The following is a 14,174-nucleotide window of genomic DNA, read 5'->3' as shown; positions in this document are numbered from 1 at the left end:
TCGTGGTGTTGAAAGATGAATGACGCGCTCGCGTGCGCCTAGATGTCCTGACGGGTGCGGTCGGCTACGAACAGCAGCGCGACCAGCGAGAGCGCGCCGCAGACAATGACGTACCAGGCGGGCGCAGCCGGATTGCCGGTCGCCTGGATCAGCCATGTCACGATGAATTGTGCAAAGCCGCCGAAGATCGACACGCCCGCGGCGTACGCAATCGAAAGCCCGGTTGCGCGCGTGCTGCGCGGGAACATCTCGGGCAGCATCGCGCCGTTCGCGCCCGCGTTGACGGAATGCAGCGCGGCGAGTGCGCACACCACCAGATACAAGGTGCCCGTCGAAGGCGAATGCTGGATCAGATAGAACCCCGGCAGAATCAGCACGGTCAGAAGCACACGCGAAATGAAGGCGACGCGTTTGCGGCCGAACATGTCGGACCAGATGCCGCCCACCGGGGACATCACCAGCATCACCGCGCCGGCGAGAATTCCGCACCAGAGCGCGGCGTCCATCGGCAGATGCAGCATCTTGATTGCATATGTCGACATGTAATAGATCACGATGAAATGCGCCGAGGTGCCGCCCACCACCAGCAGAAGGGCCACCAGGACGAGGCGCCAGTCGCGTTGCAGAACGGTCTTCAGTACACCGGCGGGTTCGCGCGCGGAGTCGGCGGGCGCGTCCGCTTCGCCGCCCAGCCGCGAGCGCAGATACAGGCCGAGCGGTGCGATCAGCACACCCGCAAGAAACGGAATGCGCCATCCCCAGGATTCGAGCGACGCCTTGTCGAGGTAGTGCGACAGCAGAAAACCCACCAGCGAGCCGGCCAGCGCCGCCGCACCCTGGCTCGCGAACTGCCAGCTTGTGATGTAACCGCGCCGGCCGGAAGAAGCGCGTTCCGCGAGCAGCGTAGTTGCGACACCGACCTCACCGCCGGCGGAAAAGCCCTGCAGCAAACGCGCGGCGACGATCGCGAGCGGCGCGGCGATGCCGATTTGCGCGTAGGTGGGCATCACACCGATCAGGCCGGTGCCGACGGCCATGGTTACGAGCGTCAGGTTCATCGCTGCCATGCGGCCGAAGCGGTCGGCCAGCACGCCGAACAGCACCCCGCCGAGCGGCCGTGCAATGAAGCCGATGCCGAATGTGCCGACGGAGAGCAATAGTTGCTGTTGCGACGAAGCAAGCGGGAAGAACAGTTTGCCGAACAGCACGGCGAAGAAACTGTAGACGGTGAGGTCGAAGAACTCGAACGCGTTGCCGATGGTAGTCGCGACGATCAGTCCGCGGGTCGATGCGCCGTGCCCCGCACTTTGACTGGCGTCGTACAGCGGGGAACTGAGTGAAGATGACTTCATAAACGGGATCCCTCTGGAGGTGAATCAATCCGTGATGCTTCGATAGCACGGCGCACTCGATTCGAGCGTGTTTCTATCGAACAGACTATCGAGCAGAGCGCCTTCAATGACGACGACAGGAAAAGTCTAGGGAGTCAAAAAAGCGTTCTGGATTTGCTTTTTCTTATTGTGATAACGCTGGGTTATCGCGCCCGGCGGGGGCTGGCGTCGAGGCTCATGGGTGCGCACGGCAATGGGTATTTGGGAGCATGGCCGGCACGTTTCTCACGGTGTACCATCGATTCAAACTGTCAGCCGCTGACTGAAGCCGACCGTGGTCATTTCTCTCTAATCGCTTATCCGGCCGCTTACCCGTGAAATACAACCAGTTGCGCGCATTAGTGGCGATAGCCCAGCACGGCAGCATTCGCGCTGCTGCCAGAACGGTGTGCCTGTCCCAGCCCGCGTTGACCAAGGCGATTCGCGAGCTCGAACAGGAATTGGGTGTGCCGCTGGTGTCGCGCAGCGCGCGTGGTGCGCAACTCACCCAGTTCGGCCAGGCCGTGTGCGCACGCGCAAGACTCATCCTCGCGGAAATGCAGCATGCAAAGGACGATGTGATTCAACTATCCGGTCAGGCGGGCGGTACCGTGTCGTGTGCGGTCACCCCGCTGGTATCGCTCAAGTTTCTGTCGCGCGCCATTCACTCGTTCCGGCAGCGCATGCCGAAGACGCGGCTCTCGGTTCAGGAGGGTTTTCTGACGGCGGCATTGGCCCGCTTGCGCGACGGCTCGCTCGATTTCGTGATCGCTATCGTGGATGAAAAGAAGCTCGCGCCGGAATTCGTGTTCCGCTCCTTGCTCGAAGGCGAGTTGATCATTTCTGCGCGCAAAGGGCACCCGTTGGCGAAGGCCGAATCGCTCGCGGAGCTGGAAGACGCGGAGTGGATGTTGAACACCACGCCCGAAAGCATCGGTCAGTCGCTCCAGGATTTTTTTGTGCGGCATGGCGCAAAGGCGCCGAACGTGGTGGTGGAGTGCAGTTCGTTCAGTGCGAGTTTTTCGCTATCGGTGAAAAGCAATCTGCTGTCATGTTGTCCGAAGAGTTTTCTGGAAACCGACTGGATTCGCGAGCGGATCATATCGATACCGGTGCGTGAACCATTGCCGCGCGTGTCGGTGGGCATCATCTCGCGGCGCGACGCGCTGAATACATCGGCCTGCGATTATCTGATCGACTGTTTCGTCGAAGCGGTCGCGGCGGTGCCGTCGTTTCAATTCGATACCGATAGCGCGGGCGTTGTTTGAGCAAGCCACGCGCCGTGGTTTCATTCCAATAGTCCGGCCGCGCTCACTGCGGCGCCGGGCGCTTGATGCGGTGAAAGTTGCGATCGAAATAGATCAGGCCGTCGCCGTCCGCGCGTACGCTGATACAGGTCGTTTTGACGAACATCACCGAGTGCGAGCCCACTTCCTTCAGGTCGACAATCTCACCCTGGAGACTCGCAAGCGCATCGCGCAGGACCGGCACGCCATGCGTGCCGTCGTCCCAGATCGGCCAGCCAAAACGTTCTTCCATCGGCACCTGCGTCATGCCCGCGAAATGACGCGCAAGCAGTTCATGCTCGCCCGGCAGCACGTTGATGCAAACATGACGGTTGCGCTCGAAGGTGGCGTGCATCGCACTCGAACGGTTCAGGCAGACGAGCAGTGTCGGTGGTGTATCGGTAACGGAACACACCGCGCTCGCAGTCACCCCGCAGCGTCCATGCGGGCCAGCCGTGGTGATCACGTTCACGGCCGCGGACAGATGCGCCATGGCCTGACGGAATTGCTGTTTTGTCGCCAGCTCAGCGTCGGCGACAGGAGTCGGTTGCGGATTCGGCTTCATGGTCTAAAGTCCTCGGGAGTCGCGGCAGGGATCTGGAGTCAAGCGTAATCAATCCGGGTCCGGAAAAAAATCGGCGCGAGCGGTGAGCAGGGGCGCGTCTTTCCCAATCCGTCTAAAGCTTTCCCTAATGCGTGTTCGAACCGCGAGCGCGTGAAGGGCAGGCATGGGAACATTTATCCGCGCTACAGGGTAACTATCGCTTTGCAGCACTTTTTCCGCTGGTTATCATGAGCCGGCATGATGTTTCGAATCGCACCTTCGAATCGCACACTCCCGAACCGCTCCGGCTTACTCCATGTCCCACCCGTCTCAGTCCGCTGCGTCCCCCGCACCGATCGTCTACATCGTCGACGACGACAACGGCATGCGTACCTCGCTTGCATGGCTGCTCGAATCGGTGGGCGTGAAGTCGGCGGGTTTCGCCAATGCCAGCGAATTCCTAAGCGCTTTCGATCCTGGCGTGCCCGCGTGTCTCGTACTCGATGTGCGTATGCCGCAGCAAAGCGGCTTCGACGTGCAAGCGGAGCTGAACCGCCAAGGCGCGACGCTGCCGATCATTTTTGTCAGCGGCCACGGCGATATTCCGATGTCGGTGCGCGCGTTGCAAAACGGTGCGATCGATTTCGTCGAAAAGCCGTATAACTCTCAGCAAATGCTCGATCGCGTGCAGCGCGCGTTGAAACTGGCTGAATCTCGTCACGCCGCCGACCAGAAGCAGCGCGAGTTGAAGAAGCGGCTGGAATCGCTGACGGCACGCGAGAAAGAAGTGCTTCGCGGCGTGATCGACGGCAAGGGCAGCAAGCGTATCGCCTCCGATCTGTCGATCAGCGTGAAGACCGTCGACGTACATCGTGCAAGCATCAAGGACAAACTCCGCGCGGCGTCGATTGCGATGCTGGTGCGCGACGTGATGGCCGTGTGGGACCAGGACGGATTCAACGCATGAACAAGCCGCCATTCACGTCCCAGCACGCACCGTTCGCAAAGTAAGCATGCTCAGCCGCCAGCATGATCGCGACATCGGCGACATACTCCGCGGAGCCCAGACGTCCCGCAGGGATGTTCGCGATGACTGCCTTCAGCTTGTCGGGTGTGACGCTCTCGTGCACGATCGGCAGGTCCATCGGTCCGGGTGAAATCGCATTGACAGTCACGCCCGCTGCACCGAGGTCGCGCGCGAACACCTTGGTCAACGTGATCACGCCGCCTTTGGCCGCCGCATAGTGCGCGCCGGTTGCCGATCCACCGTTCTGGCCGGCCAGCGAGGCGATGTTGACGATGCGACCTACGCCGGCATCAGCGAAATACTGGCCGAATACCTGGCAGCCGAACAGCACGCTGCGCAGATTCACGTTGATCACCTGATCGAACTGCTCGGCGGTGATCTCCATCACCGGGACGACTTTGGATGCGCCCGCATTGTTGATCAGCGCGTCGATGCGGCCCCAACGTTGCAGGATTGCATCGCGGGCGGATTCGAATGCGTGTTTCGCAGTGACGTCGAGAGTCAGCGCGAAGGCGCTTGAACCGTCCGCGCTCAATTCATGGGCGAGGGCTTGCGCGGCGTCGAACGCAATGTCGCCGATCGCCACCGCGTAACCCGCTGCGTGAAAACGCGTGGCAATCGCGGCACCGAGACCGCGTGCGGCGCCGGTAACGAGTACAACTCGCTTCTGCATTGCTTCTACTCCTTGAGAAAACTGCGGCTGCTGTAGCGGCCTGATGCATTGCGGCCCGGTGTGTTGCCGGTTTCGTTGCGCGACTTCACGCGGCGAGTGCCGCTTCGAAGCGTGCTGCTATCGCGCAGACCTGTTCATCCGCCCCTTTGCGTCCAACGATCTGCAAGCCCGCCTTGAGCGGCGAACCGTCGACAGGCAAGGGCAGGCTCAGTGCCGGATGGCCGCTCAGATTGAACGGCCGGATCAGCGACGACATGCCGATAACCGAGGTGCCGCTGCGTGCCTCAGCGAGCGTGATGGGCAGCGCGGGCAGCGTGGGAAGAATCAGTACGTCCACGCTTTCAAGCGCGTGATCGACCGCCGCGGTGAATTGCCGTCGTACCGATTCCGCCGCATCGCGTTGCGCGCTGGTGGTTTTAGCCGCGGCGCGCAACCGTGCGTCCAGATCGGCGCCGAGCTTGCCGCTCGCCACGAGGTGACCGAACGCGTGCGAGGTTTCGACATTGATGATCGCGAGGCCCGCTTCGAAGGCTTCGGCAAAGCCCGGGAGTTCCACCGTGCGAGCATTGCAACCGGCCTGGTCCGCTGCACGTGCAACTGCGCTGAGGATCGCCGGGGTTGCGTCGACCTGCAGGACACCGACGTTGCACACGCCGGTTTGTGGCGCCAGCGCGGCTTGCAAGTCGAAGGTGGCGGTGATTGCCTGCATTGCGGCGACGATCATCCGCATATCGCGCGCGAACGGCCCGACACAATCGAGCGTCGATTCACGTGGCGCCACCCCACGCCGGGATACGCGTCCGTAGGTCGGCTTCAAACCGATCACGCCGCAACATGCAGCGGGGCCGCGAATCGAGCCGCCGGTGTCCGTGCCGAGCGCGGCATCGGCCAGTTTCAAACCGACGGCCGCCGCCGAACCGCTCGACGAGCCGCCGGGAATGCGCGCGGCGTCCTGCGGATTTTGCGGTGTGCCGGTGTAGTCGTTGATACCGGTCATGCCGAACGCGAGCTCGTGCATATTGGCCTTGCCGACAATATGCCAGCCGGCATCGAGCAATCGTGCCACGACTTCCGCGTGCTGGTTGGCCGCAGGCGTATCGGCCAACGCGCGGCTCGCGGCCGTGGTTGCGTAGCCGGCGATATCGATCGTGTCCTTGATCGCGATGCTGGGGCTGGTGCCGCCTAACGACAAGGTCTGGATAAACTCATTCATGGATTCGGTTTCCTCGCATTGACTTGCCAGGGCGCATCGAAAAGACGTTCGGTGCGAAAGTGTTTGATGAGCCAGTCGCGGCCGTTACCGGCGGATGCGAAATCTACCTCCAGCCGCGCCGAGATCAATTCGGCCGGCGCGTCGACATAGCCTGACGCCTGCAGCATGATCCAGCGGCCTTTCGCGGTTGCGCCTCGCACCTCGATGGTTTCCGACGTGAGGAAGTGCACATTCACCGTGAAATGCGGCGACGGCGGCAGGTAGCGCGTCAGCATCGCGAGAATTTGCGCGTGGCCGCTGAGGCGGCCGAACTTGCTCGCGTACTGCGAGCCGATGCCTTCCCAGATCGCATCTTCAGCAAAGAGAGCGGCAAGCGTCTCGCCTTCGAGCGCCCCCGAGGGCACATCGCATAGCGCCATATAGCGCGCCATCGTGCGGCGCACCGCGGATTCGGCTTCGAGCGCGGCGAGCCGTTCGGTCAACATGGCCAGCGTAGCGGGCGTCCCGTTCATCGCGTCGTGCTCCGGCATTGTCGTCAGGCCGCGTTGGCATGCTGGGGCGGCACGGCCAGCGCGCGGCCGACGCGCGCTTCGATCTTGCCATAACGCCACAGGTTGTACTCGCCGACCGGGGTAGTGCGAAACAGATTGCACACCGCGACCGTCGTATCGAAGTCGCGCACGTCGGCCATGATGTAGAAGGTCCACGGTGCGTTGTCGGCGCTGCCGACGGTAAGCCGGTCGTCGTCCATGATGCCGAGCACGTCGACACCCTCCATCGATTCGAGCGCGGCCAGCATCTTGCCGTAGGCCTGCCAGACTTCACCGATCTTCTCGCGCGGCAAGTCGAAGAAATTCTGCGTGACGCCGCAGCAGAACAGAACACGCAAGGGCAGCTTCGGGTTATCGGACATTCGATGGTTCTCCATGAAATCGTTTGAAGGGCAAAGGCGAAAAATAGCTTACAGGTAGCCCGGAATCGGCGGGACGCCGACGAACACCGCGCCGGCGCCGTCGTAGTTGCCTTCGCCGAGAAACGCGTGCTGGGTGACCACCATCGCGTCGCGCAGCAGGCGTTGCAACGGGTGCGTGCGGTAGATCGCCATCGTGCCGCCGAGCCGGTAGGCGCGCTGCACGACCTCGGCGCCTTCGCGGGCGATCTGCGTTGCGGCAAGGCGCAGCAGGCTGGTTTGCTCCGCTGTCACGGGGTTGCCGGCCAGGATCGATTGCCAGACCGTGTCGGTGGCGTCGTAGAAGAACGCGCGGGCCGAACGCAATTGCGCCTCGGCTTTCGCCAGTTCGATCCGGTAGTACGCGCGGTCGGCGAGTTGCGGCGCGCCAGTGGTGGTCTTACGGCCGCCAGCCATCTGGTTGGCGACATCGAGTGCGGCGCGCGCGAGGCCCAGGTTGACCACGGCCAGCACTTGCGCCGCGTAGGCGATCGTGGGGTAGCGATACAGCGGTTCGTCCACGCACGCTTCGCCGCCGCGCACGAAGGTCCAGTCGTCGGCGACGAACTGATCGGTGACGCGCAGATCGTGGCTGCCGGTGCCTTGCATGCCGACCACGTCCCAGTTTTCGACGATCTCCACCTGATGCGGGCGAAACACGGCGGTGCGAGGTTTGCCGGGTACGCCCGGGGCGCCGGTGCCGATGCCGATGCCCACGCCAAGCCAATCCGCGCCCTTGCAGCCGCTCGCGAACTTCCAGGTGCCGTTCACGCGCCAGCCGCCGTCGGCGGGTTGCGCGGCTTGAACCGGGAACAGGCCGCCGGCGAACACCTGATCGGGGCCGTCGGCGTAGATGTGCGCCTGAGTGGCGAGCGGCAGCGCCGCGAGATACACGTTGGCCGAGCCGAAACTCGCCACCCATGCTGCCGAGCCGTCCGCGACCGCGATGCGTTCAATCATGTCGAGGAACGCGGTGGGCGCGAGCGCGTCGCCGCCGAAGCACCGCGGTGTGGCCGCGCGATACACCCCTGCCTGTTTGAGTTTCGCAATCAGGTCGCGCGGCACATGTGACAGGCGCTCGAACTCTTCGCGACGTACGGCGATTTCGGCGATGACATCGGCGAGCGGCAAGCGTATTGCCTCGCGGCTGGCGTAAGCGTCGGCGGCAACAGTGTCGGTGGCGGTGTCTGACATGGCGGGGCATCTCCTTGATTCGTTATGGGCTGAAACTCGGGGCAGCAGGTCGCGGGCGCTGAAATGGATGACGATGCGTGCAGAGTGAGGTCAGTCTAGAAATGCAAAAAGAACGCTTCAATTGGGACGCGGTAGGCGTTTTTTAGGTAACGCGCCGGGGGCAACTAAAGAAATCTTCAGACGCGAGTCCGGCGAACTGGTGTTATGTTCCATGCCATACGTGATCGAATTTCTCTGCCGTCTCGCCCGATGAATTTCCCCGCCGAAGAAGATTTCCACCGCCTGCTCGACGCGCTCACGCTGTGTGTGCTGCTGCATGACGCCGACACGAAGGCAATTGTCTGGGCTAATCGCGCGGCCTGCGAGGCGCTCGGCTTTACGCTCGAAGAACTGCTGCCGCTCAAGGCAAAAGACATGACCCGGCCGGTGCCGAAGTACCGGCGCGAGATCGGCGTCGGCGCCATGGACCGTGCCATTACCGAAGGCCCACAGGTCTACGAGTGGTGCTACCGCTCGCGTAACGGGGTCGACATGTTGTCCGAGGCGATTGCCACCTACGTGCCGCTGCGTAATCGGGCCGTGGTCATGGTGCAGTTCCGCGATATCAGCGCCGAGGACACGCTCAAGCAGACGCTGCGCCGCTACGAATCGCGGTTGCGGGAATTCATGCAGGATCTGAGTGAGGGCGTCGCCGTTCTGACACCCAGGGGCGAAGTGGAGTTCGTCAGCGAATCCGGACGGCGCGTGCTGGGTCTGGAAGAGGGGGCGCCAATGGGCGACGTGCTCGACTATTGCAGCGAGTCCGATCGCGACCGGCTGCTCGAACAACTCGCCGTCGCGCCGCGTATTCAGCCTTCGGCGCCGCAGCGTTATCGCATCACGCGCCGCGACGGCACGCCCGGCTGGTTGCGCATCACCTGCAGAAGAATTGAAATCGAAGACGACCTCAACGGCCGCCTGCTGCACTTTCGCGATATCACGGACGAAGTCGCCGTTGAAGAGGCGCGCCGTCACGAGGCCCGATTGCTGGAATACGCGGGGCGCTACAACGCGATGGGAGAAATGGCGACCGCCATTGCACACGAGTTGAGTCAGCCGCTCGCCGCGGTGCGCAATTTCATCGAAGGCGCGATCCGGCGGCTCGCCCAAGCCGATTCGATCGACGACGCATTGTGGGGCTTGCGTAGCGCCGATCGTGAGGCCGAGCACGCGGCGCTCATCATCAAGAGCGTGCGTGATTACATCGTCAAGCGGGAATCGAGCGAGACGTATGCGGATCTGCGCGACATCGTCGCGGACGTCGCGTACTTCGTCGAATTGCGGGCGAGAGAGGCGGGCGTGACGGTCTCGATCGAGCAGGCGTCTGAAGCGTTGCCGGTGTACTGCGAGCGTGTGCTGATCGGCCAGGTGGTGCTGAATCTGGCGTTCAATGCGATCGAGGCGCTGACCCAATGCCCGCTGGAAGGCATCAATGAGATTACACAGCGCCGTGAGTTGCGCCTTGTCACCAGCATGCGGGGCAAGCTCGTGCTGGCGCAGGTGATCGACAACGGCCCTGGCGTGGCCGCCGACGCTCATGGACGGCTGTTCGACGGTTTTTCTTCGTCGAAGGCGGGCGGCAACGGGATAGGTTTGTCGCTGTGCAAGAACATCGTCACGCGGCATGGCGGCGAAATCTGGGCCAAACCGGCGCGGCAAGGCGGCCTTCAATGCAGCTTTACGCTGCCGCTGGTGGTCGCGCCTCGCGGCTGATCGCATTTCAATCATGCGTCGTGCTGACGTGTTTCGGAATGGTCGCAAGGGTGATCGCGGTGATGAGACCGAAGCCGGCCAGCATCAACGCAACCGGCCACGGCGCATGCACCTTCGAATACAGCGCGATCGCGACCAGCGGCGCGAGTCCGCCGGAAAATACCGAAGCGATTTCGTGGCCCAGCGCCATGCCCGAATAGCGGACCTCGGTAGGAAAGAGTTCGCCCATCAAGGCGGGCTGCGTGCCGATCATCGCGCCGTGGCAGAAGGGCAGGCCGAGCGCCAGCGACAGAAACACCAGCAGCGGTTCGTGCGTATCGATCAGCCAGAAAGCCGGAAACGCAATCACGACAAGGCCGAGCGCGCCGATCAGATACACCGGCCGGCGTCCGATCACATCCGATAGTCTGCCCCACAGCACGATCGTGACGAGTTCGAGCAGCATGGCGACCATCACGCCGCCGAGCATCACCGAAACCGGCACGCCGATCGTCTTGCCGTACACCAGCACGAACGACAGGAAGATGTACGTGCCGCCGTTTTCGGCGACTCGCAGCCCCATGGCCTGCACCACCTGCTTCGGGTGATTGCGCAGTACGGTCAGCACCGGCATGTGCTTCGGTTTGGCCGCGCTGAAGTCGCGGCTCTCCGGCAGACGCCGGCGGATATAGACACCGACGCCGAAGATCAGCACGCTCGCGAGAAACGGCACGCGCCAACCCCAGGACATGAAGCTCCCGGCCGGCAAACGCTGCACCAGATAGAACGCCGCCGCCGACAGCACGAAGCCGCCCGCCACGCCCAGTTGACTGAACGAGGCATAGTAGCCGCGGCGATTGGCCGGCGCGCTCTCGCTGATCAGCAGCACGCCGCCGCCCCATTCGCCGCCCGACGCGATGCCCTGGACGATCCGCAAACAGACGAGTGCGGCGGGCGCCAGAAAGCCGATCTGCGAGAAAGTCGGCAGCAGACCGATGCCGAAGGTGGCCACGCCCATCATCATCAGCGTCACGACAAGCGCGCGTTTGCGGCCATGACGGTCGCCGATGTGGCCGAACGCGATGCCGCCCAGCGGGCGCGCCACGAAGCCGATCGCGAAGCCGGCGAAGGCGGCCAGCGTGCCCATCAGCGGATCGCCGTGCAGCGGGAAGAACAGCGGCCCGAAGATCAGGGCCGCCGCCGTGCCGTACAGAAAGAAGTCATACCATTCGAGCGCGTTGCCGAGCACGGAGGCGACGATGATCCGCCGCAGGGTGCGCGAGGTGGCCGGCACCGCGGGCGCGACGGGCGAGCCGGCCGTGGGAGAAAACGTGTCGTTTGGCATCGTGGTGCTCGCTGGTAGGGGCGTCGGTTACAGCAGGAACCCGATGGCGCTAAGCGCCTCGGTCGAATCGATCAGGCGGATGACCTTCTGGGCGATACGCGGCTCGCCGCTCGCGAAACTGATGCGGTGCGTGAGATCCGCTGCGAACAGGGTCGACTTGCCGCGCTTGTACGCGACGACGATCTGTGCCGAGCTCACCTCGACCTCGTCGCTCGTATCGCTCGTCAGCGTGAAGCGCGAAACGGTACGCACGGTGCGCGCGGCGTCGCTTGCCGAGGCCGAGTAGCCGGACGTCATGCGTTGCACGCGTTTCTCGCGCATGTCCTGGTCGTCGTAGGCATAGTTCAGCGTGGCGGCGAAATCGGTGGTGGCGGGATCGATCGGCACCACATAGAAACCCGCCGGATCCCACAGCGAAAGCCACTCGCGATAGTCCTTGCGGTCCAGCAACTCGGCTTCGCGCCAGATCAGTTCGATCGCGCCGGCAAAGGTCTGCTGCGAGAACAGTGTGTTCTTCTGGTCCATCATGCTTGCTCCATCATCGTGCGCCATTGCGCGTAAGCCTCGCGCATGCCGGTTTCATCGGTGGCGTGCGCGGTCTTTTCGCCGTTCGGCGCGGTGCTTTCGCGATTCAGACCGCGGTTCACGAGGATCGGCAGATCGGGGCCGGCATGCGAGCCGCGCTGCACGCGTTCCCATGCTTCGGCGTCGTCCGGACTGCCGAAACCGAACGGGCCCTGGAAGTGTTCGTGAATGCGAAGACGCACGCGGTTCGCTTCTTCGGGGCCGCCATCCATCGCCAGAGCCACGTGGCGAATTTCAGTTTCGTTCGCGGAAATGGGCCGCAGCACGCGGAAAAACGCCATCGACAGCGCAAGGTTCGGAAACAGATTCAGATTGAAGCCGACCCCCATCAACGATCGTACGATGCGGCGCACTTCGTCGGGCGTGTGCTTTTTCGCGAGCGTGGCGGCGAGTTCCTCGAACCGTTCGGGAATCGGTGCGCCGTCGTCGTGATCGAGATCGACGAGTTCCGGCACCAGCACCGCGAGACTATGACCATTGCCGAGCGAGCGGCAAAATGCCTGGTCGCTCGTCATGAAACTCGTGATGGCGGCTGCCGTTTCGTCGTCGATCGACTTCATCCACGACTTGTGGACCACTGGGAAGTGATACAGGTCGGTGGTGTTTTCGAGCTGGATCTTCCAGTTGCCGTTGAAGCGGAAGCGATGTTCGCCGTTGGCCTTGATCGGATAGCCCGCGCCTTGCTTCATGAACAGGTCGATCCATGGCTTCGCGCCACCGAGAAAATCCTCGAGCGGTTCAATGTCCTGATTGAAGCTCGCGAAGATCAGACCTTGATAGATGCCCACGCGCAGGCTCGCGAGAGGCAACTCGGTCTTATCGATCACGCCTTCATAGCCGTCGCCATAGGGCAGCGCGCGCAATGCGCCGTCGAGACCATAGGTCCAACTGTGATACGGGCACGTGAAGCCTTTGGCGTTGCCCTTGTGCTGCTCGCACACCGTCGCGCCGCGATGGCGGCAGCGGTTTTGCAGCACGTTCACGGCGCCGCTCTTGTCACGCACCACGATCACCGGCTGACGGCCGATCGTGGTGGTGCGGAAGTCGCCCGGATTCGGCAATTCGCTTTCATGCGCGACCCAGATCCACGTCTTGTAGAAAATGCGCTCGAGCTCGGTTTCGAAAACCGCCGGATCGTAGTACAGCGATGGGGCGACGCGGTCGGATTGCGCGCGCTGATACAAGGCGCTCGCATCGACGGTCTGATAGGAGGAATCGCTCATTGGAGTGGTCTGTGGGTGATCGATGAAGCAAAGTCTCGCTGAGCGACTGATATGCGTCAAATTGATCTAAAATAAAATATAAGATCAATCTCATGGATATCTCGATGAATTCACTGGACCACGTCGACCTCAATCTGCTGCGCGTTTTTCAGGCGATCGTCGAGGAGCGCAGCCTCACGCGGGCCGGTCAGCGCCTTGCGTTGTCGCAACCGGCGATCAGTTATTCATTGGGGCGCTTGCGCACCCTGTTCGACGATCCGCTGTTCATTCGCACGCGCGCCGGCATGCAGCCCACGCCGATCGCGCTCGAACTGTCGGGCATCGTCGCGCGGGCACTGGATACGGTGCGTGAAGCGCTGCGCTACGCGGAGCATTTCGATCCGGCGGTGAGCACGCGCACGTTCCGCTTGTCGCTATCCGATGCAGGGGAGTTGGCTTACCTGCCGCCGATTTGCGAAGCCTTGCATCGGCAGGCGCCGCGCGTGAAATTGCGCATCGAGCCATTGCCGGTAGAAGAAATCGAAGACGCATTGCGCGGCAGCCGGCTCGACTTTGCAATCGGCAATCTGCCCGCACTGACCGCGCGCACGCGTCATCAACCGTTGTTCGAAGAGACTTACGTGTGCATGACGCGCAAGCGGCGCGGCTTGCCGCGTACGAAAGAGCTGGACATGAAGGCGTTTCTGGATGCATCGCACGTGCAGATCACGTCGGTTGAGCACAGCCACTATGCGCTCGACGACGCGTTTCGCGCGCAAGGTGTGGGCCGGCATATCGCACTGGAGTTGCCGCATTTCGTGGCCTTGCCGAGCGTGCTGGCCGTGACCGATCTGTTCGCCACGCTGCCGCGGCGTCTCGCCCAGATTTTCAATCGGGACGGCGGCTTTCAGCTTTACGACTTGCCTGTCACGTTGCCAATGGCGGCCGTCACCATGCACTGGCACGAGCATTTCGATCAGGACGAAGGCAACGTATGGTTGCGCAATCTGATGGGCGATATCGTGCGGCGGTTCGACGAACGTTGAGCTCGCGAA

Annotated in this window: 14 protein-coding genes; 4 read left to right on the top strand and 10 right to left on the bottom strand. The window is 62.7% G+C overall.

Annotation, left to right across the window (positions count from 1 at the left end):
- Window positions 1-38 precede the first annotated feature (38 nt).
- Window positions 39-1,352, bottom strand: a complete 1,314-nt coding sequence (locus tag AC57B6_RS34030; RefSeq protein ID WP_496422986.1) for an MFS transporter — start codon at window positions 1,350-1,352, stop codon at window positions 39-41.
- A 353-nt stretch (window positions 1,353-1,705) separates the two neighbouring features.
- Here AC57B6_RS34030 and AC57B6_RS34025 point away from each other — a divergent pair, with 353 nt between their 5' ends.
- Entirely contained in the window at window positions 1,706-2,638 is a 933-nt protein-coding gene (locus AC57B6_RS34025) for a LysR substrate-binding domain-containing protein (RefSeq protein WP_030103345.1), read from the top strand.
- Between the two features lie 43 nt (window positions 2,639-2,681).
- On the opposite strand, the gene hpaC is transcribed toward AC57B6_RS34025, so the two are convergent.
- Window positions 2,682-3,221 (bottom strand): 4-hydroxyphenylacetate 3-monooxygenase, reductase component, encoded by a 540-nt coding sequence (gene hpaC / locus AC57B6_RS34020; RefSeq protein ID WP_106356769.1) that lies wholly within the window; start codon window positions 3,219-3,221, stop codon window positions 2,682-2,684.
- Window positions 3,222-3,516: 295 nt separating this feature from the next.
- Here hpaC and AC57B6_RS34015 point away from each other — a divergent pair, with 295 nt between their 5' ends.
- Entirely contained in the window at window positions 3,517-4,167 is a 651-nt protein-coding gene (locus AC57B6_RS34015) for a response regulator transcription factor (protein WP_496422985.1), read from the top strand.
- On the opposite strand, the gene AC57B6_RS34010 is transcribed toward AC57B6_RS34015, so the two are convergent.
- The 5 genes from AC57B6_RS34010 to AC57B6_RS33990 form a co-directional block, all read right to left on the bottom strand.
- Window positions 4,157-4,900 (bottom strand): SDR family NAD(P)-dependent oxidoreductase, encoded by a 744-nt coding sequence (locus tag AC57B6_RS34010; RefSeq protein ID WP_028198658.1) that lies wholly within the window; start codon window positions 4,898-4,900, stop codon window positions 4,157-4,159. The two genes, AC57B6_RS34015 and AC57B6_RS34010, sit on opposite strands and share 11 nt — an antisense overlap.
- A gap of 85 nt (window positions 4,901-4,985) precedes the next feature.
- On the bottom strand, window positions 4,986-6,113 hold the full coding sequence (locus tag AC57B6_RS34005; protein ID WP_216751891.1) for an amidase: 1,128 nt from the start codon (window positions 6,111-6,113) through the stop codon (window positions 4,986-4,988).
- A complete protein-coding gene (locus AC57B6_RS34000; protein WP_144195226.1) occupies window positions 6,110-6,625 on the bottom strand; it encodes a nuclear transport factor 2 family protein in 516 nt (171 codons plus the stop codon). The genes AC57B6_RS34005 and AC57B6_RS34000 overlap by 4 nt, the downstream gene beginning before the upstream one ends.
- A gap of 23 nt (window positions 6,626-6,648) precedes the next feature.
- A complete protein-coding gene (locus tag AC57B6_RS33995; RefSeq protein WP_028198661.1) occupies window positions 6,649-7,026 on the bottom strand; it encodes a hypothetical protein in 378 nt (125 codons plus the stop codon).
- A gap of 48 nt (window positions 7,027-7,074) precedes the next feature.
- Window positions 7,075-8,256 carry an acyl-CoA dehydrogenase family protein gene (locus AC57B6_RS33990; RefSeq protein WP_496422984.1) on the bottom strand — a complete coding sequence of 394 codons (1,182 nt, stop codon included), beginning with the start codon at window positions 8,254-8,256 and terminating at the stop codon, window positions 7,075-7,077.
- A gap of 249 nt (window positions 8,257-8,505) precedes the next feature.
- Between AC57B6_RS33990 and AC57B6_RS33985 the strand changes: the two genes are divergently transcribed.
- On the top strand, window positions 8,506-10,008 hold the full coding sequence (locus AC57B6_RS33985) for a PAS domain-containing sensor histidine kinase (RefSeq protein ID WP_496422983.1): 1,503 nt from the start codon (window positions 8,506-8,508) through the stop codon (window positions 10,006-10,008).
- A gap of 7 nt (window positions 10,009-10,015) precedes the next feature.
- Here AC57B6_RS33985 and AC57B6_RS33980 read toward each other — a convergent pair whose 3' ends face one another.
- Genes AC57B6_RS33980 through AC57B6_RS33970 form a run of 3 tightly spaced genes read right to left on the bottom strand, consistent with a single transcriptional unit; the run spans window position 10,016 to window position 13,140 of the window.
- Window positions 10,016-11,332: an MFS transporter gene (locus tag AC57B6_RS33980; RefSeq protein WP_496422982.1), complete on the bottom strand. Its 1,317-nt coding sequence runs from the start codon at window positions 11,330-11,332 to the stop codon at window positions 10,016-10,018.
- Between the two features lie 27 nt (window positions 11,333-11,359).
- On the bottom strand, window positions 11,360-11,860 hold the full coding sequence (locus AC57B6_RS33975; protein ID WP_496422981.1) for an aromatic-ring-hydroxylating dioxygenase subunit beta: 501 nt from the start codon (window positions 11,858-11,860) through the stop codon (window positions 11,360-11,362).
- Window positions 11,857-13,140 carry an aromatic ring-hydroxylating oxygenase subunit alpha gene (locus AC57B6_RS33970; protein ID WP_030103336.1) on the bottom strand — a complete coding sequence of 428 codons (1,284 nt, stop codon included), beginning with the start codon at window positions 13,138-13,140 and terminating at the stop codon, window positions 11,857-11,859. The genes AC57B6_RS33975 and AC57B6_RS33970 overlap by 4 nt, the downstream gene beginning before the upstream one ends.
- 104 nt (window positions 13,141-13,244) lie before the next feature.
- On the opposite strand from AC57B6_RS33970, the gene AC57B6_RS33965 reads away from it, so the two are divergent.
- Window positions 13,245-14,165 (top strand): LysR family transcriptional regulator, encoded by a 921-nt coding sequence (locus AC57B6_RS33965; RefSeq protein ID WP_106356830.1) that lies wholly within the window; start codon window positions 13,245-13,247, stop codon window positions 14,163-14,165.
- The last annotated feature ends 9 nt before the right edge of the window (window positions 14,166-14,174 follow it).

It is taken from the genome of Paraburkholderia sp. BGA-UO-ETr-F12, assembly GCF_059567945.1.
The sequence above is the reverse complement of the archived record's forward strand: the minus strand, read 5'-3'. Positions and strand labels throughout refer to the sequence as shown.